The following is a 20,434-nucleotide window of genomic DNA, read 5'->3' as shown; positions in this document are numbered from 1 at the left end:
TTGTTGAACGCGGCGGTTCCCCGCGCTGAGCAGGCCACGCTCGCTTGCCCGGTTTCCGTCACTTGGCGGCCGCTGCGGCTACGTCCAGGTTCAACTGCGTAACATTGACGGACGACTGCGCCAGGAAGGCCTCGAGTCCCGTGACCGTGCGGCGGTCCACCATGGCCTGCACCGTCTCAGGACTCAGCCCGTGCGCCTTGGCCACCCTCGGCACCTGGAGCCGAGCGTAGGCCACCGAGATCTGCGGGTCCAGCCCGGAGCCACTCGCGGTCACGGCATCGGTGGGGACGTCGGACTCCTTGACCCCCTCTGCGGCGGCCACGGCGGCACGGTTGGCTTTGATGGCGTCGAGCAGTTTGGGATCGTTAGGTCCAAGGTTGCTGGCGGTTGACGCCCCCGGGTCCCACTTGGCCGCCGAAGGGCGGGCGTGGAACCACAGCGGGCTCTGGGTGCCGGCGTCGTTGGCGGAAACTTGCGCAATCAGCGCCGAGGCGGCCGGGTTTCCAGCCGAGTCTTTCACGATGGAGCCGTTGGCCTGGAACGGCGCAACGGCCTGCCCGATGCCGAAAATCGCCAGTGGGTAAATCAATCCGAGGACAACGGTGGCGAGGAGCAGGAACCGCAGGGCCGTTCCTGCTTGCCGAAGATAGCCGGGAAGGGTGTTCATGGTGGCTCCTAGCCGATGCCGGGGATGAGGGAAATGAGCAGGTCGATGAGCTTGATCCCGATGAAGGGAGCTATGAGCCCGCCGAGGCCGTAGATGGCCAGGTTCCTGGCCAGCGCCTGGTTTGCCGAGACAGCGCGGTACTTGACGCCGCGCAGGGCGAGCGGAACCAGGGCGATGATGATCAAGGCGTTGAAGATCACCGCGGACAGGATGGCCGAGGACGGCGATGCCAGGCCCATGATGTTCAAGAGGCCGAGCCCCGGAAACGCGCCCGTGAACAGCGCCGGAACAATTGCGAAGTACTTCGCGACGTCGTTGGCGACCGAGAACGTGGTCAGGGCGCCGCGGGTGATGAGCAGCTGCTTGCCGATGCCCACAATGTTGATGAGCTTGGTGGGGTCCGAGTCCAGGTCCACCATGTTGGCGGCTTCCTTGGCTGCCGGCGTGCCCGAGTTCATGGCCACTCCGACGTCCGCCGCGGCCAGCGCGGGGGCATCGTTGGTGCCGTCGCCGGTCATGGCAACCAGCCGGCCTTCGGCCTGTTCTTCCTTGATGACGGCCATCTTGTCTTCCGGGGTGGCTTCAGCAACGAAGTGATCCACCCCGGCTTCGGCGGCGATCGCCTTCGCCGTAATGGGGTTGTCACCCGTGATCATCACGGTCCTGATGCCCATCTTCCGTAGTTCCGCGAAGCGGGCGTGCATCCCGGGCTTGACCACGTCGGCGAGGTGGATGGTGCCCAGGACCCGGGCTCCGCCGTCGTGCCCGACGCCGGCCACCAACAGCGGGGTGCCGCCCTGGGCAGAGATCTCCTGCACCTTGCGGTCGACCTCGGCGGGCGTGTGCCCGCCGGCGTCCGCCACGAACTTCGCGACGGCGGTTGCGGCGCCCTTGCGGATCTTCCGTCCGTCGAGATCCAGGCCGCTCATGCGCGTGCTTGCACTGAACTCGACAACTGCGAACTCTTCCGTGCCCTTCAAGAGAGCGGCCAGGTCCGGGCCGCCGAGGCCCTTTTCCGCCGCGAGGTCCACGATGGAGCGTCCCTCCGGCGTCTCATCGGCCAGGCTCGAGAGGCGGGCCGCCTCGATGAGTTCGGCTCGATCGACGTTGTTAGCGGGGAAGAAATTGACCGCGCGCCGATTGCCATAGGTGATGGTGCCGGTCTTGTCGAGTAGAAGCGTGGTGATGTCTCCGGCGGTCTCCACCGCGCGGCCGGATGTGGCCAGGACGTTGTGCTGCACCAAGCGGTCCATGCCTGCGATGCCGATGGCCGGCACCAGCGCCCCGATAGTGGTCGGGATCAGGCAGACAAGCAGCGCCACCAGGACAATCGGGGACGGCGTGGCCCCTGCCAGGGAAGCGAACGGCGCCAGGCTCACCGTGACCGCCAGGAACACGATGGTGAGGGAGACAAGGAGGACGTGGAGTGCGATTTCGTTGGGCGTCTTTTGCCGGACTGCGCCTTCCACGAGCTTGATCATCCTGTCGATGAATGTTTCGCCCGCCTCAGCCGTAATGCGGACGGCGATGCGGTCCGAAAGGACCTTGGTACCGCCGGTCACCGAGGAGCGGTCGCCGCCGGACTCACGGATCACGGGCGCCGATTCACCAGTGATGGTCGATTCATCCACGCTCGCCAGGCCTTCGATGATCTCGCCATCGGAAGGGATGACGTCCCCGGCTTCGCAAATGACGACGTCGTTCTTCCGCAGTTCCGTTCCCGGCACCTCCTTGAGGGTACCGTCGGCCTGGCGGAGCCTGGCGACAACGCCTTTCCTGCTGGCCCGAAGGCTGTCCGCCTGGGCCTTGCCCCGTCCCTCGGCAATGGCCTCCGAGAGGGTTCCGAAGAGCACCGTCAGCCAGAGCCAGGCTGTCACCGCAATGCCGAACACGGCGGGTTTGAGGATGCAAATGGCTGTGCAGAGAGCCGCCCCGACCAGCACGGTGAACATCACCGGAGAATGGATCATCTGCCGCGGCGCCAGCTTCCGTACTGCGACCGGCAGGGCGGTCCGGATGCTGGCAAGGTCCAGCTTGGCCGGCGCCTTGGTGTGGTGCTTGTGCTCCCCCGGTGTACCGAGGGGATTTCCGTCCGCGTAGGTCTGGGCGGCGGTGTCCGAGGCTAATGCCGTGTTGGACCGGGTCATTTGAGGAGTCCTTCTGCGAGGGGGCCCAAGGCAAGGGCCGGGAAGTAGCTCAAGGCGGTCATGATGACTGTGACGCTGAGCAAAAGGGAGCCGAAGAGCCAGCCATGGGTCGGGACGGTTCCGGAGGACGCCGGGATCCGGGGTTGTTTCGCCAGGGAACCAGCCAAGGCCAGCACTAGCACGATCGGCAGGAAGCGGCCCAGCAGCATGGAGATTCCAAGCATGGTGGACAAGTATGGGCCCGAGGTGGTGATCCCGGCGAAGGCCGAGCCGTTGTTGTTGGCTCCGGAGGTGAAGGCGTAGAGCACTTCGCTGAATTGGTGTGGTCCGGAGGCAGGTGCGTTGGCCACGGCGTCCGGAAGCAGGACCGTGACTCCGGCCGTGGCCAGCACGACGACGGGCGTAACCAGGATGTACATGGCTGCCAGCTTCATTTCCCGGGGCCCGACTTTCTTGCCCAGGAATTCCGGTGTGCGGCCCACCATGAGACCGGCGATGAACACGGAGACAATCGCGAGTACGAGCAGGCCATAAAGCCCCGACCCCGTACCGCCGGGGGCTACTTCGCCGAGCATCATGTTGACCATGGCCACGCCGCCAGCAAGTGGCGGCAGGGAATCATGGGCAACGTTGATTGCCCCCGTGGAAGTCAAGGTAGTGGCCGTGGCAAAGATCGAACTCTGGGCCGCGCCGAAGCGCTGCTCGAAGCCCTCGCCCAGACCGCCCGCCACTGCGGTTGCCGTCCCTTGCGCGCCGGCAACGGCCCAACCCATCAGCATCGTGGACGCCAGCCAGAGCGTGCCCATGACGCCAACGACGGTGTACCCCTGCCGCTGGTCCCCGACCATGCGGCCATAGGCGTACGGCAACGCGGAAGGAATGAGCAGGATCAAGAAGACCTGGAACAGGCTGATGAAGACGTTCGGGTTCTCGAACGGATGGGCCGAATTCGCGTTGAAGTAGCCGCCGCCGTTGGTGCCGAGGATCTTGATGGCTTCCTGGGAGGCTACCGGCCCGCCGGGGATGGTCTGGGTGACACCTGTTGCTTGGTTGACGACGTCGGTAGACCAGAAATTCTGCACGACGCCGCCAATCACCATCACGACGGCCGCAAGCGCGGCCATGGGGAGCAGTACACGGGACGAGGTGCGGGCCAGGTCCACCCAGAAATTCCCCAGCCTGTCCGTCCGGGTGCGCGCGATGCCGCGGATCAGGGCGACCACCACCACGATTCCGACGGCGGCAGAGAGGAAGTTCTGCACGGCCAGCAGGCACATTTGCACGAAGATGCCCATGGTGGTCTCAGGGGTGTACGTCTGCCAATTGGTGTTCGTGGCGAAGGAGATGGCCGTGTTCATGGCCGTCCAAGGATCTACGCCGGGGAGGGAATTGTTCCCGGGCAGGACGCCTTGGAGCCGCTGGAGGAGGAACACCACCAGGATGGACACGGCAGAGAAGACCAGGACGCTGCGTAGGTAGATCGACCAGCTCTGTTCAGCGCCCGCATCCACTCCGGCCAACCTGTAGAACAGCCGCTCCACACGGGTTGACTTCTTGCCCTCAAACACGCGGGCAAGGTAGACGCCCAGCGGCTTGTGCACCAAGATCAGCAGCAAAAGCAGAACGGCCACCTGGGTGACAAAGGAGGCAATACTGAAGACCATCCGGAATCACCACTTTTCCGGGTGGATCAAGACGGCCAGCAGGTAGCCGAACAGACACAGGCCTGCAATGAACAGGACCAACCACATCACGGCGTCCGCGCTCACTGCCCGTTCACCGGCCCATCGCCGTCGACGATTTTGCCCAGAAGGTGGGCAATCCACATCACGATCCCCATCGACACCACGAAGATCCCCACAACAGCCACGTCGGCCACTGGAACGTCCTTTCATCCGTGCCCCGTTTGCGGGGCTGATGTCAGTCAACTCTCTGGCAGCCGGCGAAAATCGGTTCCTGATGGTTCCTTAACACGGCAGGGCCGAATCTTGACGGCTTCTTAACAGGTGCGGGTGGATTCCGGGAAGTCGACGTTAAGGATTCATCAAGATCGGCTTCAACCAGCGAAAACACCTGTAGTCGGTGCTATCTTCAGCAATGATCGCGGTGCCTGCGCGTCGCGCGGAAAGGACACCATGACTACATTGAGCAGGCCGCCGGCCGACCCTTCGGCACCACGGCCCGGGGGCATGGCCTCCTTGCGGACATGGCTGTTGTTCGGACTGCAGGACTCCAAAGGATCACACCAAGGCCCCGGAGCGGTGGGCGATCCCCACCTGAAGAAGCATTCGTGGTGGCAGGTCATGTGCCTCACCGGCGTCGACTATTTCTCCACCCTCGGCTACCAGCCCGCCATCGCAGCCTTGGCTGCGGGAGTGATCTCCCCCTTGGCCACCATCGTCCTGGTGGCCGTCACGCTGCTGGGCGCCCTGCCGGTGTACCACCGCGTCGCGGGGGAAAGCCACCGCGGCGAGGGATCCATCGCCATGCTTGAGCGCCTCTTGCCTCGCTGGGGAGGAAAGCTCCTGGTTCTCGTTCTCCTCGGGTTCGCGGCGACGGACTTCATGATCACCATGACCCTCTCGGCCGCAGACGCCACGGCGCACGCGATCCAAAATCCGCTCGCCCCGGGCTGGCTACAGGGACAGAACATCCTGGTTACGTTGTTCCTGCTGGCCCTGCTTGCCGCGGTATTCCTGCGCGGATTCAAGGAAGCCATTGGCGTGGCGGTGGTCCTCGTCATCGTCTATCTGGGCCTCAACGTCGTCGTCGTGTTCTCAACGTTTGTGGAAGTGTTCGCCCATCCGGTCGCTGTAGGCGACTGGTGGCATGAACTGTCGACGTCGCACGGAAACCCCTTCATGGTGGTCGGCATCGCGCTACTCGTTTTCCCCAAACTCGCCTTGGGCCTGTCCGGTTTCGAGACCGGAGTCGCCGTGATGCCCCAGATCCGCGGACGCGCTTCGGACACCGAGGAAAACCCTGCCGGACGGATCAAGGGAACCCGCCGCCTCCTGACCACCGCGGCAGTCATCATGAGCTCATTCCTGATCGCTACCAGCTTCACCACCGTGGTGCTGATTCCGGAGAAGGAATTCCAGCCCGGCGGCCAGGCCGATGGACGTGCCCTCGCATTCCTCGCGCACCAATATCTCGGCGTGGGATTCGGCACTGTCTACGACCTCAGCACCATCGCCATCTTGTGGTTCGCCGGCGCCTCCGCCATGGCCGGTCTGCTGAACCTGGTCCCGCGGTACCTACCGCGATATGGAATGGCACCGGGATGGGCCCGGGCAGTTCGCCCCCTGGTGTTGGTGTTCACCCTCATCGGGTTCCTGATCACCTTTCTTTTCAACGCCGACGTCGACGCCCAGGGTGGCGCATACGCCACCGGCGTGTTGGTGCTGATGACATCGGCAGCCGTCGCGGTGACCCTCTCCGCGCGCCGCTTGAGGCAGCGCAAGCGCGTTGTCGGATTCGGCATCATCGCCCTCGTCTTCATCTACACAACAATTGCCAACATCTTCGAACGTCCCGAAGGCATCCGGATCGCCGCGATCTTTATCGTCGGGATCATTGTGATCTCCCTGCTTTCCAGGATCCGGCGCTCCTTTGAACTGCACGCCACCCACGTCCATCTGGACCGCCAGGCACTGGAATTCATGTCCACCAACCTGAGCGGCCCGATTGCGCTCATCGCCCACGAACCGCTCCGCCTCACCGCAGAGGCCTACCGGGACAAACTCACCTCAGCCATCGAGGTCAGCCACATTCCGGTGGATTACCAGGCCCTCTTCCTGGAAGTGATTGTGGACGATTCGTCCGACTTCGAAACCGCACTCGAAGTCCGTGGCGTGGTTCGGCACGGACACCAGATCCTTGAAGTGCACGGCCCCGTTGTCCCCAACACCATCGCCTCCGTGCTGCTGCACATCCGTGACGTGACCGGCCTCATGCCGCACATCTACTTCCGCTGGACCGAAGGCAACCCGGTCATCAACCTCCTTCGCTTCCTGTTCCTCGGCGAAGGGGAGATCGCCCCGGTCACCCGTGAAGTCCTGCGTGAAGCCGAACCCGATGTCAGCCGGCGCCCGTGGGTCCACGTCGGCTAAGTGTTGCCACACGGCGCCCGGATCGCGCTACTGTCAGGGCGCCCCGGGTGCTTCGCCGTTCGCTTCCGCCTCTATCCAGTCGACCGCCTTGTCCGAGAAATAGAACCCCGAAGACCCATTCCGACCAACCCACCACGCATCGGACGTAACGTCGCCTCCAACTTGGGTGATCTCGGCGACTACATCCGGGGACACCGCGTCGCCATTGTTCTCAATCAACCATTTCCGGGTGGACGGCTTCAGCTTCGGCCACCAGTGTTCGATACTCATGGCCGAAGTCTGCCATGACCGCCGCCAATGCTCGAGCCTTGCCCGTTAAGAGGATGCTAAATCTGCCCCTGCCGGCATATGGAAACTATTAAGATCCGGGAGACCGCCGTGTTCGGTGATCTGATGAAAAAGAGGAATCCATGGCCAACGGGGCCGTGGACGCGTCCTCCGCAGGAGATGAATTCACCATGAAGCGCATTGCCTTGACCAAGGTCACGGTGCCCGATGACACAGTCCCGGGCACGCGTCCGCAAGACTATGTCGTGGTCGATGACATCGGCGAGTTCACCTATTACCCGTCCGAGGCGGCGATGCTGGAAGACCTCGAGTACGTGGACGAAGCAGCTTGCGTCCTTGACCGGGAAGGCAATGACTGCCGCCTCACCTTGGATAAGGACAGGAACCTTTGCCTTGGCCCATCGTTCGGGCGGGTGGAATTCAGCTGGCTCCGCCAGGCATGGGTGAACGACCGGCACCGGAATCTGCCGGCGCATCGTTTGCAGCGCTTCTTCCCGGCAACCGGCGAGGCCCTTGTGGCGGAATTGTTTGACACCTTGACCCTCGAACGCGCCCGCAGTGCCGCTGGGACACCGTGGGTGCTGGACGTAGATGGAGAAGAAACGCATCCGGCGACGTTGAGGGACATCGATGGGCTACTCGCGGGGCTGGATCACCTTGAACAGGCCACGGTGCGGGACCCTTTCGGCCATGAATACCGGCCAGTCCGCCACCAGACACACCGGCACCTCGCCCCAGGCGCGGGATCAATCTACTACGTCGAGATCCACCCTCGCGGGCGGGGGCTCCAGCAGTCGGGCGTCCAGCACTGAGGCCCACCCGCGCGATGGTAAGCCTCCGAACGGTACGTGGTGGCCGATGAGGTCGGTGACTTCTCGTACTATCCGTCCGAGGCCGCCATGCTTTTCGGCCAACAACCACAACGACTCCCCCGCTACAACAGTGTGTTTAGGAAGAGCGCCGGCAGGGCTGGTTTTTTGTTCGGCAGCGCGGAGTTCTCGCCGGGGGCTTTCGTGGTCAGTGGCGCGGAGACGTGGGTCTCGGAGTGAAGTGCCGGTGTTGCTGCTTGTACGGCCGGGGCGGATCCCTGCGACCATGATCAGTGCCGTGGGGATGCCGACGACGAGCACCAGCAGGTCAGGCTACGTCCCACAAAGATGGCACTCTTCATCTCGCACTCCCCCTAGCGTCCAAAATAATCCACGGCCGCTCACCCTCACCGCTCCCCGCCATCGAGCCAAGAACGCCCATGAAGTCGGAAAGCACGGCTGAACGCCCAACCAGCTCAGGGGGTACCCGGCCCGCACCGGGCCGAAAAGGATTCGGAGTATTCAGAATCATAAATCCCGCCCTATCCACCTTTATCCAAAGATCAAGATAATTTCGGATAGTACGAACATGTTCTTGAGCGCATTCGCCATGCGCTTAGGGTGGTAAGGCATCGCGCGAAATGAAGGACTGAACCGGGCCTAGCTCGGGCAGGCCAAGTCTCAGAACCCCGGCAGCCACCACGGGCATGCGCCGAGGAGATCCGCTCAGCAGGGAGGCCGGTCGCGTCGCAGATCAGGCCCTACACGCTGGTGATCTTGCCGTCCCACTCGCCGCCGGCCGGGACGGAGGCGTGCTGGTGGATCAGTTCCCAGCCGTTCTCACGCCGCTCGAAGCAGTCGGTCTGCCGGGTCATGACGTGCTTGGTGGAGCCGTTCTTGAGCACGATGTTCGTACTCTGCACCGTGCAGACGATGCCCATGTCCACGTTGACCTTCGCGTCCAGTTCGAGGATCTTGACGTTGCAGGACTCGAAGTTGGCGAAGGTGTCGTCGAACAGCTTGCGCGCCGGTGGGACGCCCCTGGACGCGAACGGGGGGATGTCGAACCACAGCACGTCGGACGCCCAGTGCCGGGTGCTCTGCGCACCGGTCATCGACGCCGCCATCTCGCGGACGATGGCAATGATGGCTTCCTTGTCCTGCTCGGTCGTCGTCATGACTTTGCTCCCTTCATCTCGCGGCCCTGATCGGCCGCTACGGACAACCCTGCGGCGTGCCCCGAGGAGAGGTGCAAGACCCGCGCGCGCCCGTGTATCTCCCCTTGGGGGAGATGGCACAGTGGAAGGCATGAACGCGACACTGCCGATCGGGGACTTCGCAAGGGCCACGCACCTGAGCGTGAAGACGCTGCGCTATTACCACCAAGTGGGCCTGCTGGAACCGGACGAGGTGGACCGGCGCACCGGCCACCGGTACTACACCACCGCGCAGATCCCGACCGCGCAGATCATCCGCCGCTTCCGCGCCCTGGACATGCCGGTCGAGCAGATCTCCAAGGTGCTGGCCGCCCCCGACCTCGACACCCGCAACGCGCTGCTGGCCGCGCACCTGAACCAGATGGAGCGGGAGTTGGCGCGCAGCCAGTCTGCGGTCGCCTCGCTGCGCGACCTGCTTACCCGCACGCCGGGCGGCACCCGCGCCGAGATCGGGCGCCGGAGCGTTCCGGCCACGCCGGCGGCTTCGATCACCGAGACGGTGGACGTCGCCGAGGCGTTGACCTGGTACCAGGGTGCGCTCGGTGAGATCTACGCGACGCTCGACGCCCAGGGCTTGGCCGCCGACGCGCCGGCTGGCGGGATCTTCAGTACCGACCTGTTCACCCACGGGCGCGGAGCGGCGACGATCTTCGTGCCTTGCGCCGGACCGCTGCACCCCATGGGTCGGGTCGACGCGCTGGTCATCCCGGCGGTCGAGTTGGCGACGATTGTGCACCGCGGCCCGCATACGAATATCGACCTGGCTTACGGAGCCCTCGGCACGTACGTCGCTGAACATGCCCTCGCCGTGGACGGCCCGATCCGCGAGTACTACCCCGTTGGGCGCCACGAGAGCGCAGAGGCGGCCGAGTGGCGGACAGAGATCTGCTGGCCGATCTTCCACACCGGACCGTCGCCCGACGGACCCGCAGCGCGCACGCACGAAGGCGGCGATGGTTAGAGGGCGCAGATGGCACTCGGAACCTGCGGCGCTGAACGCGCCGACACCGGCGATATCGAAACTCCGGGGAGCTACCAGCAGGCGCGCCGCACCCGCCACCGCTTGCGGGGCCTACGAGCATGCGGACGTTCCGGTGAGCACAGGATTGGGTTCCGCATTTGAGATGTCAGCGAGTGAGCGCGTGGATGCAGGTCCCGTTCGGCTTTCGTCAGGGCAGCAGCCACCGACGCATCACGCCTAGGTTGTCCACGTCGAGGCCGTAACGGCGCTGCACCTGATCGCGGATCATTTCCTCGGTTGGGCTTGAAGATGTGAGCGCGCGTCGGCGAAAACACCCCCAAAAGTGAGCGAGGATCGGGAGGGACATGCCTACGCCGGCGGCGCCGTGGATTCGCGGACCACTAGGTGCGTAGCGAGCTCCACCCGCCGCGAGTCCACCGCGTCACCCCGCATTTGGCGTAGGACGAATCGCAAGGCGGCGCGGCCCATCTCCTGCAGCGGCTGGGATACGGACGTCAGCGGAGGGACCGATTCCTCCGCTTGGTAGGTTCCGTCGAATCCCACCACGCTGATGTCCTCCGGGATGCGGATCTTTTGCCGACGCGCCTCGGCGAGTACGCCCAAGGCGATGCTGTCGCTTGCAGCGAAGATTGCCGTTGGGCGCTCTTCGAGTTGAAGCAGCGTTTTCATTCCCGCCACCCCGTTCTCGGAGCGGAAGGGTCCCGACAGGATGTAGCGCTCCTCGACGGGCACCCCTTTCGCCATCAGCGCCGCCATGTAGCCGTGCAGCCGGGCCTGGTTGCACTCGGCCGCTTCCGGCCCGCCCAGATAGGCGATCCTGCGGTGCCCTAGATCGAGCAGGTGGGCCGTTGCGGCCTTGCCTCCGGCCCAATTGCTGGCACCGACGCTGACCACGTCACCCGGCGGCGGGTTGAGCGGGTCGATGACAACAATTGGTATCTGCCGCCGTCGAAATGGATCCAATTGTGCCGAGCTGAACGCTGAGGTCACCACGATCATGCCGCTGCGGCCTTCGTCGACGATCCGCTGCGCCCGTTGCTCGAGGCTCAGCTTCGACGCCGATTGCTGGCCGGTGATGTTGAGCAGGACTTCGACGTCGGAGGCGGCCGCGTGCTCCAACACGCCATTGAGCACTTCCACTCCATACGCCGAATTCAGGGTGTCGAAGACAACCTCCACCACGGGCCGGCGGCTGGCTGTGTTCTTTCGCTGAAGCGGCGACTTGTATCCCGTCCGCTCCAAAGCGGTCAGAACTTTGGCACGTGTATCAGCCGCAACGTCCTCGCGCCCATTGACCACCTTCGAGACGGTCGGCATCGAGACGCCCGCTTCCCGGGCGATCGCGGCCAATGTCACCTTGGCGGGACTTTCGCTGCTGGCCATGGATCCTCAACTCTTTCGAAATGTTTCGTTGACCTAAGTCTGAGCGGCGAGGCCAGCAGAGTCAATCGCCATTTCGTAAAAGAGTTGAACTTTATGTCTGATTTGCCTTGACGGTGACCCACACCACAGCTAAATTTGCCTAACGGACCGAAAATATTGTCGAAATATTTCGAAGATTCGGATCAAGCATATTCAGCGGCAGTGCAGCCTCGCTCCCCGAAGGCCGGACTCCCGAAACCAATAGCCGGGCAATCAGCGTCGAGCCCGGAGGACGAATGGAATTGCAAATGCTAAAACTCACGTTGCGCTCAGCGGCGATCGCCGCCACTGCTGCGGCCGTATCGATCTCCCTCGCAGCTTGCGGATCAGGTGGACCGGCAAGTTCAGCAGGAAACGCCGATTCGGCCACCATGTGGGGCCTTACGGGCGGTAACCAGCCCGTACTTCAGAAGTCCATTGATGCATGGAACAAAGCCCACCCGGACGAGACCGTCAAGCTCGACTTCTTCGCGAACGACGCGTACAAGACCAAGGTGCGCACCGCCGTCGGCGCCGGCCAGGGACCCACCTTCATTTACGGTTGGGGCGGCGGCGTCCTGAAGTCCTATGTCGACGCCGGCCAGGTGGCCGACCTGTCGGACTTCGTAGCGTCAAACCCGGATGTCAAGAACCGCTACCTGCCGTCCGTGCTCAAGAACGGCGTGATCGGCGGCAAGACGTATGCCCTGCCAAACAACAACGTGCAGCCCGTCGTTCTGTACTACAACAAGGAAGTCTTCGACAAGATCGGCGCGCAGGCCCCCAAGACCTGGGACGAGCTGATGGCATTGGTGCCGAGGTTCAAGGCTGCAGGAATCGCTCCCTTCTCCCTGGGCGGCCAGTCCAAATGGCCTGACCTGATGTGGCTCGAATACCTGGTGGAGCGCATCGGCGGACCCGATGTCTTCGCGAACATCGCCGCCAACAAGCCCGGCGCCTGGTCCGATCCGGCCGTCAAGGAAGCCCTGAGCAAGATCCAGAACCTGGTGGACGCCGGCGGATTCGCCAACGGCTTCTCCTCCATCGCGGCCGACAGCAACGCGGACCAGGCCCTCCTCTACACCGGCAAGGCCGCCATGATCCTGCAGGGTGGCTGGATTTACCAGAGCATGAAGAAGGACGCCGCGGACTTCGTCAAGAACGGCAAGCTGGGCTACGTCACCTTCCCCGCCGTTTCCGGCGGCAAGGGCGATCCGGCCAACGTCGTGGGCAACCCCTCCAACTTCTGGTCGATCTCTTCCAAGGCAACTGACAGCCAGAAGAAAGCTGCACTCGACTACGTCAAGAGCGGCATGTTCACCGACGCCGACACGCAATCCTTGATCGACTCCGGAGCCGTTCCCGTGACCACGGGCATCGAAAGCAAGCTGGCCGCATCGCCGGACAAGGACTTCCTGAGCTACGTGTACGGCATGGCCAAGAACGCCCCCAGCTTCACCCTCTCTTGGGACCAGGCCCTCAGCCCCGCCCAGGGAGACGCCATGTTGGCGAACCTGGACCAGATCTTCCTCAAGAAGATCAGCCCCGATCAGTTCGTCTCAACCATGAACGCCACGATCGGAAAATAACCAGTGTCTACCTCAACCGGTTCTTCCCGGCGGGTCCTTGAAAAGGGCCCGTCGGGGTGGCTGGCCGCTCCAGCCCTCGTCTTCTTCCTCCTCTTCGCCATCATCCCGCTCTTCGGCGTGCTCTTCCTCAGCTTCACCAAATGGGACGGGCTGGGCGAAATCAAGCTGGACGGCTTGTCGAGCTGGACCACGGTCCTGACTGATCCCGTCACCGGCAATGCGCTGTGGGTGACCGCCAAGATCATGTTCTTCTCGTTCATCGTCCAGGCTCCCATCAGCTTGCTCCTCGGAGTCTTCACGTCCGCATCCCAGAAATACCGCGCGGCCCTCGCCGTCCTCTACTTCGTGCCGCTGCTGCTGTCCTCCGCGGCCGTCGCCATCGCTTACAAGGCCCTTTTGGACCCGAACTTCGGCCTTGGCCCGGGCCTGGGCCTCCCATTCCTGGCCCAGGACTGGCTCGGCAACTCGGATCTGGTGCTGTTCGTCGTCGTCTTCGTGATCGCCTGGCAGTTTGTTCCGTTCCACACGCTCATCTACCAAGGCGGCGTGCGCCAGATCCCGGTGTCGCTGTATGAAGCGGCCCAAATCGACGGCGCCGGGCGCGTCCAGCAGTTCTTCGCCATCACCTTGCCCCAGTTGAAGTACACCATCATCACGTCCTCCACCCTCATGGTGGTCGGCTCACTTGCCTACTTCGATCTCGTCTTCGTCCTCACGGGCGGAGGCCCCGGCTACTCCACGCGGCTGCTTCCGCTGCACATGTACCTGACCGGCTTCAAGGCCAACGACATGGGAGCGGCGAGCGCCCTGGGCGTCATCCTCGTGGTGATCGGCCTTGCCCTGGCCCTCCTCCTGCAAAGACTCGGTGGCAAGAACCGCAACGCAAGCCAATTGGAAGGTGCCTGATGGCTTCCACGACCCAGATTCCTGCACCGCCGGCAAGGCGCACCGCGCTAAGCAACAAGCAAGGCCGCAAGCATGGCCTCGGAGCAAACCGGACCAAGGGGCCCGGCCGGCTCCGTCCCAATTACCTGGGCGGCCTGGGCGGCTGGCTTTGGCTGGCGATCATCATCGTTCCCATCTACTACGTGGTGGTGACCAGCCTGAAGAACCAAGCCGGGTTCTTCACCTCGAACCCGATGATGCCGCCCACCGAGCCGACCCTCGACAACTACAAGTTGGTCCTGGACAACGACTTCGCGATGTACTTCGCCAACAGCCTGATCGTCACAGTGGGCAGCGTTGTACCGGCACTCTTTGTCTCGTTCATGGCCGCCTACGCGATCGTCCGGGGCAAGGGCCGGTTCCTGGCGTGGACGAACAACACGTTCCTCCTAGGCCTGGCGATTCCCCTGCACGCCACGATCATCCCCATCTATTGGATGATCACGAAGGCTCATCTCTATGACACTTTGTTGGCGTTGATCCTCCCCTCCATCGCGTTCGCCATTCCCATCTCCGTCCTTATCCTGAGCAACTTCATGCGCGACGTTCCCAACGAGTTGTTCGAGTCCATGCGGCTCGACGGCTGCTCGGACTGGGCCATGATGTGGCGCCTCGCGCTGCCCATGACGCGGCCGGCAGTCGTGACCGTGGGCATTTACAACGCGCTCGGAGTCTGGAACGGCTTCCTTTTCCCGCTGATCCTGACCCAGAGCCCGTCCACTCGCGTGCTTCCGCTGTCTTTGTGGACCTTCCAGGGCGAATTCAGCGTCAACATCCCCGCCGTGCTGGCTTCCGTGGTGCTCGCAACCCTTCCGCTGCTGGTCATCTATGTGGTGGCCCGCCGCCAGCTGCTCAGCGGGCTGACCGCCGGATTCAGCAAATAGCCAACGCTCTTTTGAAATTCACGAAAGGAAACTCAATGACCACCGCAAAGCCCTTACGCGTCGGCATGGTCGGCTACGCGTTCATGGGTGCCGCCCACTCCCACGCCTGGCGGACAGCGCCGCGGTTCTTCGAGCTCCCGCTGGACCCCCAGCTCACCGCGCTTTGCGGCCGGAACGACGACGGCGTCCGGGCCGCCGCGGGCAAGCTCGGCTGGGGATCCGTGGAGACTGATTGGCGCCGGCTCCTCGAACGGGACGACATTGACCTCATCGACATCTGCACCCCGGGCAACACGCACGCCGAGATCGCCATCGCGGCCCTTGAGGCCGGTAAGCACGTGCTCTGCGAAAAGCCCCTGGCCAATTCGGTGGCGGAAGCGGAGCGCATGACCGAAGCCGCCCAGGCCGCGGCGGAACGCGGAGTGTTCTCGATGTGCGGCTTCAGCTACCGCCGCACTCCCGCGTTGGCCCTCGCCAAGCGGATGGTCGAGCAGGGCCGTTTGGGAAACATCCGGCACGTGCGGGCGCAGTACCTGCAAGACTGGCTTAGCGACGAAAACGCGCCCATGACCTGGCGGCTGGACAAGTCCAAGTCCGGGTCCGGTTCCTTGGGCGACATCGGAGCGCACAGCATTGACGCCGCTCAGTGGGTCACCGGGCAGCACATCTCGGGCGTGTCCGCGCTCCTGGAGACGTTCGTCCACGAGCGGCCGCTGGCCGGCGACCTCGTGGGCCTCGGCGGTCACGGCGACGTCGGCGCGGATGCGCCGCGCGGCACGGTCACCGTCGATGACGCCGCCATTTTCACCGCAAGGTTCGACGGCGGCGCTACTTCCGCGGGCGCCGTCGGGGTTTTCGAGGCCACCCGTTTCGCGCTCGGACGGAAGAACGCCATGCGACTGGAGGTCAACGGGACGAAGGCATCCCTTGCGTTCGACTTCGAAGAGATGAACGTCCTGTCCTTCTACGACGCCGCCGAATCCCCCGACGCCGGTTTCCGCCGGATCTTCGTCACCGAACCCGAGCACCCCTACGCCGGAAATTGGTGGCCCACAGGGCATGGCCTCGGATACGAACACGGCTTCACGCACCAAGTGGTGGACCTCGTGACGGCGATCGGCGCAGGAGAGCAGCCCTCGCCGTCGTTCGCTGATGCCCTGCAGGTGCAAAAGGTGCTGGCCGCCGTGGAAGGCAGCGCCGCAGAGTCCAGCCGCTGGCAGAAAGTCTAGGAGGGAACCCCCATGACAAGACCCATCACACTGTTCACCGGCCAGTGGGCCGATCTGCCCTTCGAAGAGGTCGCACGGCTTGCCGGCGAGTGGGGCTTCGACGGGCTGGAAATCGCCTGCTGGGGCGACCACCTCGACCCCTACCGGGCCTCCACTGACGACAGCTACGTCCAGGAACGCCTCGACATCCTCGACAAGAACGGCCTGAAGGTCTTCGCGATCGCCAACCACCTCACGGGCCAGGCCGTGTGTGACGAACCTATCGATGAGCGCCACCGGGACATCCTCTCCGATGAAGTCTGGGGCAACGGTGAAGCCGAAGGGGTGCGCCGACGCGCTGCAGAGGCAATGAAAGTGACGGCACGGGCCGCGGCACGCCTCGGCGTCAAGACCGTCACGGGATTCACGGGCTCCTCCATCTGGAAAGCAGTGGCCATGTTCCCGCCCGCCTCGGAGGCGATGATCGAGCGTGGCTACCAGGATTTCGCGGACCGCTGGAACCCGATCCTCGACGTGTTCGACGAGGTGGGAGTCCGCTTCGCCTTGGAAGTCCACCCCTCCGAGATCGCCTACGACTACTGGACCGCAAAGCGCGCCCTGGAAGCTGTAGGCCATCGGGAGAGCTTCGGGTTGAACTTCGATCCGTCCCACTTCATCTGGCAGGACCTGGATCCGGTGATGTTCCTCCAGGATTTTGCGCCGAAGATCTTCCACGTGCACGTCAAGGAATCCATCCGCCAGCTCAACGGCCGCAACGGCCGGCTTGGATCCCATCTTCCATGGGCGGATCCGCGGCGGGGCTGGGACTTCGTCACCGCAGGCCATGGGGACGTGAAGTGGGAGCCGATCTTCCGGACTCTCAATGCCATCGGCTACGAGGGGCCAACCAGCGTCGAGTGGGAAGACGCGGGTATGGACCGGCTCGTCGGGGCGCCGCAATCCTTGGCCATGGTTCGGGAACTCGCCGCTATCGCCCCGCCCGTCGCCGCATTCGACGCGGCATTCTCAATCCGCTGACCGTTCGTTTTATCCAGCCTTATTTCTCAGCAAAGGAAACCATGACTGACAAGAAGACCGCCCTGGTGGTCCGTGGCGGCTGGGATGGCCATCAGCCATTCGAGGCCACAGAACTCTTTATCCCGTTCCTCAAGGACAATGGCTATGACGTCCGCGTGGAGGAATCCCCCAAGGTATATGCCGATTCGGCATATATGTCCGGGGTGGACTTGATCGTGCAATGCGTGACCATGTCCACGATTGAAAAGGACGAGTTCGAGGGGCTCCGCACCGCCGTCGAAAACGGCACCGGGCTTGCCGGCTGGCACGGCGGCATCGCCGATTCCTACCGGAACAACTCGGATTACCTGCACATGATCGGCGGCCAGTTCGCCTGCCACCCGGGCAAACACCCGGACGAACGCATCGGCGAGCAGTCCGACAACTACGTGCCATACACAGTGAATATGCTCCCGAGTGCCGCGAGCCATCCCATCACGCAGGGCATCGGCGATTTCGAGCTGGTAACCGAGCAGTACTGGGTCCTCTCGGACGACTACATCGACGTCCTCGCCACCACCACCCAGAAGGTCCGCGAATGGGACCAGTGGAACCGGGAAGTCACCTCACCCGCCATCTGGACCAGGCAGTGGGCCGAAGGCCGGATCTTCGTTTGCACCCCGGGACACCGGGTGGAAATCCTTCAGGACAGCAACGTCCGCACGATCATCGAAAGGGGCATGCTTTGGGCAACCCGATAGACACAGCCAAGCCAATAAAAGTAGGAATCATTGGCTGCGGCGCCATCATCGCCCAGTACCTCAAAAACTTCCGCCGGCTGGAGGCTATCGACCTGGTGGCCGTGGCGGATCTCGATCCCGCGCGCGCTCAGGCGGTCGCGGATTCTTACGAGGGCGTCCGTGCGGTGACCGTTGACGAACTCCTGGCGGCGGACGACGTCGAGCTCGTCCTGAACCTCACCATTCCGGCCGCGCATGCGCCGATCGCTTTGAGGGCGATCGCCGCCGGCAAGAGTGTGTATGGGGAAAAGCCGCTCGCTGCGACGACCGCCGAGGCACGGCAAGTGCTCGACGCCGCGAGGAAGGCCGGCGTCGTGGTCGGCTGCGCGCCGGATACGGTGCTCGGTACCGGGATCCAGACCGCACGCAAAGCGATCGACGACGGTCTGATCGGTGCGCCGATCTCGGCCACGGCAACCATGGTGACGCCGGGACACGAGCGCTGGCACCCCAACCCGGATTTCTACTACCAACCCGGCGGCGGACCGCTGCTGGACATGGGCCCCTATTACGTGAGTGCCCTGGTCACGTTGCTGGGCCCGGTAGTCTCGGTCATCGGAGCAGCAAGCCACACACGGAACTCGCGCACCATCGGTTCGGGCCCGCGCGAGGGAGAGTTGATTCCGGTGACCATCGATTCGCACGTGACCGGCGTCCTGGTCCATGCCTCCGGCGCCCTGTCCACGCTTGTGATGAGCTTTGATGCGGTGAAAACCAAGTCGCCCAACCTCGAGATCCACGGTGCGGCAGGGTCCCTGGTGGTTCCTGATCCGAACCACTTCGACGGCGACGTTGAGCTTTTCACCCTCGGCGCCGACTCCTGGCAGACGCTTCCGGTCTCGGCCGGTTACATCGATTCGGGCCGGGGCTTCGGCATCGCCGACCTCGCGGCAACCCCGGCTGGCGTCGAACCACGTGCTGGTGGCCAACTGGCATTCCATGCGCTGGAGGTCATGGAATCTGTGTTGGCATCCGCCCGCAGCGGCTCAGCGGTGTCGATCGAAAGCACGGTTGCTCGGCCGGAACTCGTGGAACTGACCGCCTTGGCTGCCCCGCTCGCGGAGGTTCAGGGAATCAGTTCGTAGGCCTGGCTCAATATTCTCCGGACTGAGGTTGCCGCGGCGCCCCTGAGGGCCCCCGTCTGCCCCAGTCCGGAGACCGCCAGCTTTCCTTCCGGGATCAGCCCGGGCGCGTGGTGGTCCAAGCTCCGGCGCAGTGCGGGAGCGATCCATTCCTCCAGTACGGCGAAATGACCGCCGTGCACGACGGCGGAAATGTTCGCCACGCGCGCCGTGGATGCAACCGCGATTCCGAGGTAGTGCCCGGCCTGTTCCACCGCTGACACGGCGCGCTCATCGCCGTCGGCAAGGCGGCTGAGCAAGTGGTCCATTTGCTGGGAGCTTGAATCCCGATCTATTCTCAAAGCGGAATATATGGCGTCTTGGCCCGCGAACGTCTCAAGGCAACCATGGCCGCCGCAGGCGCACAACGGGCCGTCGGGATGTACCACCACATGGCCGATCTCACCTGCATGGCCTCCCGGGCCGGCGAACAGTTGGGAATCGATGATCAGCCCGCCACCAACACCCACTTCGCCGGAGATGTACAGGAAATCCCGGAACCGCTCGCTTTTGCCGTGATCCGCGCCGTGGCCAAACCAGAGTTCCGCGAGCGCTGCGCTATTGGCCTCGTTCGAGAGGGAGACTCCGAAGGGGGCTTCGGGCAGGAGCTTGGGCAGCTCTTCGGAGAGCTCGACGTCGGCCCAGCCCAGGTTTGGCGCGGCCAGCACCCGGTTGTGTTCCGTATCCACCAACCCAGGCACGGTCAGTTCCCCACCAAGAAGTTCGACGCCGTCGGCCGCCGCCTTCGTTGCCGCCCGCTGCGCCATGGCGACGAGGAGCGGCAGGATATCGGACGGTAAGCTTCCACGGTTGTGCCGTTCAATGCTTTCGTGGAAGGTCAGTTCCCCCGCGAAATCCAAGACTCCCACCGCGAGGTAGTCCACATTGATTTCTGCGGCCAAGGCACCGCGGGCCGGATTGAGGACAAGGCCGGTTCCGGGCCGTCCACGTTCGCCGTCGCGGGTGACACTTGTTTCCCGCACCAGGCCGGATTCGAGTAAGTCGGTGACGAGGCTTGAAACGGAAGCCTTCGTCAGGCCGCTTTCCGCGGCAAGCTGGGCGCGCGTGGCCCCGCCGTTCCCCTGGATCCCTGCGAGGACGAGAGCAAGGTTCTGCCTGCGGACATCGCCCACTCTTCCGGGCGACGGCGTGGCGGACATGTTTCCTCCGGGATCCTGATTGACAAGGTGATCTCCATCATCATTCAGTGATCCGAGGTTGCGGGCCATTTGGACCGTGCCGCGCGG

The 20,434-nt window shown here is 63.8% G+C and carries 18 protein-coding genes; 10 read left to right on the top strand and 8 right to left on the bottom strand.

The genetic code is table 11. The annotated features are described in order from the left end of the window. Positions 1-58: 58 nt before the first annotated feature. The 4 genes from kdpC to ACSVHC_RS11810 are packed head-to-tail and all read right to left on the bottom strand — an operon-like array spanning position 59 to position 4,565. Positions 59-667 (bottom strand): K(+)-transporting ATPase subunit C, encoded by a 609-nt coding sequence (gene kdpC / locus ACSVHC_RS11825; protein ID WP_437771831.1) that lies wholly within the window; start codon positions 665-667, stop codon positions 59-61. Positions 668-675: 8 nt separating this feature from the next. Beyond that, the gene (gene kdpB, locus ACSVHC_RS11820; RefSeq protein WP_437771832.1) at positions 676-2,814 is read right to left on the bottom strand and encodes a potassium-transporting ATPase subunit KdpB; all 2,139 of its coding nucleotides are present in this window, start codon (positions 2,812-2,814) and stop codon (positions 676-678) included. Beyond that, positions 2,811-4,478, bottom strand: coding sequence for a potassium-transporting ATPase subunit KdpA (gene kdpA, locus ACSVHC_RS11815; protein ID WP_437771833.1), 1,668 nt, complete (start codon positions 4,476-4,478; stop codon positions 2,811-2,813). The genes kdpB and kdpA overlap by 4 nt, the downstream gene beginning before the upstream one ends. Before the next feature lie 6 nt (positions 4,479-4,484). Beyond that, a complete protein-coding gene (locus ACSVHC_RS11810; protein WP_231497388.1) occupies positions 4,485-4,565 on the bottom strand; it encodes a potassium-transporting ATPase subunit F in 81 nt (26 codons plus the stop codon). Positions 4,566-4,949: 384 nt separating this feature from the next. On the opposite strand from ACSVHC_RS11810, the gene ACSVHC_RS11805 reads away from it, so the two are divergent. Next, positions 4,950-6,926, top strand: a complete 1,977-nt coding sequence (locus tag ACSVHC_RS11805) for an APC family permease (protein WP_437771834.1) — start codon at positions 4,950-4,952, stop codon at positions 6,924-6,926. A gap of 33 nt (positions 6,927-6,959) precedes the next feature. Here ACSVHC_RS11805 and ACSVHC_RS11800 read toward each other — a convergent pair whose 3' ends face one another. Further along, positions 6,960-7,196, bottom strand: a complete 237-nt coding sequence (locus tag ACSVHC_RS11800; protein WP_437771835.1) for a hypothetical protein — start codon at positions 7,194-7,196, stop codon at positions 6,960-6,962. Between the two features lie 140 nt (positions 7,197-7,336). On the opposite strand from ACSVHC_RS11800, the gene ACSVHC_RS11795 reads away from it, so the two are divergent. Continuing rightward, a complete protein-coding gene (locus ACSVHC_RS11795) occupies positions 7,337-8,026 on the top strand; it encodes a hypothetical protein (protein WP_437771836.1) in 690 nt (229 codons plus the stop codon). A gap of 758 nt (positions 8,027-8,784) precedes the next feature. On the opposite strand, the gene ACSVHC_RS11790 is transcribed toward ACSVHC_RS11795, so the two are convergent. After that, positions 8,785-9,201, bottom strand: coding sequence for a YybH family protein (locus ACSVHC_RS11790; protein ID WP_437771838.1), 417 nt, complete (start codon positions 9,199-9,201; stop codon positions 8,785-8,787). Positions 9,202-9,331: 130 nt separating this feature from the next. Here ACSVHC_RS11790 and ACSVHC_RS11785 point away from each other — a divergent pair, with 130 nt between their 5' ends. After that, on the top strand, positions 9,332-10,201 hold the full coding sequence (locus tag ACSVHC_RS11785) for a MerR family transcriptional regulator (RefSeq protein ID WP_437771839.1): 870 nt from the start codon (positions 9,332-9,334) through the stop codon (positions 10,199-10,201). Positions 10,202-10,570: 369 nt separating this feature from the next. Here the strand turns inward: ACSVHC_RS11785 and ACSVHC_RS11780 are convergent, their stop codons facing one another. Next, positions 10,571-11,605, bottom strand: a complete 1,035-nt coding sequence (locus ACSVHC_RS11780) for a LacI family DNA-binding transcriptional regulator (RefSeq protein WP_236813675.1) — start codon at positions 11,603-11,605, stop codon at positions 10,571-10,573. Positions 11,606-11,892: 287 nt separating this feature from the next. On the opposite strand from ACSVHC_RS11780, the gene ACSVHC_RS11775 reads away from it, so the two are divergent. Genes ACSVHC_RS11775 through ACSVHC_RS11745 form a run of 7 tightly spaced genes read left to right on the top strand, consistent with a single transcriptional unit; the run spans position 11,893 to position 19,151 of the window. Further along, the gene (locus tag ACSVHC_RS11775) at positions 11,893-13,212 is read left to right on the top strand and encodes an extracellular solute-binding protein (RefSeq protein WP_437771840.1); all 1,320 of its coding nucleotides are present in this window, start codon (positions 11,893-11,895) and stop codon (positions 13,210-13,212) included. Positions 13,213-13,215: 3 nt separating this feature from the next. Next, positions 13,216-14,118 (top strand): carbohydrate ABC transporter permease, encoded by a 903-nt coding sequence (locus ACSVHC_RS11770; protein WP_437771841.1) that lies wholly within the window; start codon positions 13,216-13,218, stop codon positions 14,116-14,118. Next, positions 14,118-15,041, top strand: coding sequence for a carbohydrate ABC transporter permease (locus tag ACSVHC_RS11765; protein WP_437771842.1), 924 nt, complete (start codon positions 14,118-14,120; stop codon positions 15,039-15,041). The genes ACSVHC_RS11770 and ACSVHC_RS11765 overlap by 1 nt, the downstream gene beginning before the upstream one ends. Positions 15,042-15,076: 35 nt before the next feature. Then, entirely contained in the window at positions 15,077-16,270 is a 1,194-nt protein-coding gene (locus ACSVHC_RS11760; RefSeq protein ID WP_439180956.1) for a Gfo/Idh/MocA family protein, read from the top strand. A 12-nt stretch (positions 16,271-16,282) separates the two neighbouring features. Continuing rightward, entirely contained in the window at positions 16,283-17,287 is a 1,005-nt protein-coding gene (locus ACSVHC_RS11755) for a sugar phosphate isomerase/epimerase family protein (protein WP_437771844.1), read from the top strand. A gap of 41 nt (positions 17,288-17,328) precedes the next feature. Then, on the top strand, positions 17,329-18,027 hold the full coding sequence (locus tag ACSVHC_RS11750) for a ThuA domain-containing protein (RefSeq protein ID WP_437771845.1): 699 nt from the start codon (positions 17,329-17,331) through the stop codon (positions 18,025-18,027). Continuing rightward, positions 18,012-19,151: a Gfo/Idh/MocA family protein gene (locus ACSVHC_RS11745; RefSeq protein ID WP_437771846.1), complete on the top strand. Its 1,140-nt coding sequence runs from the start codon at positions 18,012-18,014 to the stop codon at positions 19,149-19,151. Before ACSVHC_RS11750 ends, ACSVHC_RS11745 begins: the two co-directional genes overlap by 16 nt. Here ACSVHC_RS11745 and ACSVHC_RS11740 read toward each other — a convergent pair. Further along, complete coding sequence (locus ACSVHC_RS11740) at positions 19,133-20,347, bottom strand: ROK family transcriptional regulator (protein ID WP_439180954.1); 1,215 nt, start codon at positions 20,345-20,347, stop codon at positions 19,133-19,135. The two genes, ACSVHC_RS11745 and ACSVHC_RS11740, sit on opposite strands and share 19 nt — an antisense overlap. Positions 20,348-20,434 lie beyond the last annotated feature (87 nt).

It is taken from the genome of Arthrobacter sp. KNU-44 (genome assembly GCF_051843155.1).
Taxonomy (GTDB): domain Bacteria; phylum Actinomycetota; class Actinomycetes; order Actinomycetales; family Micrococcaceae; genus Arthrobacter.
Note: the sequence above shows the minus strand (reverse complement) of the source record. Positions and strands in the feature narration are given on the sequence as shown.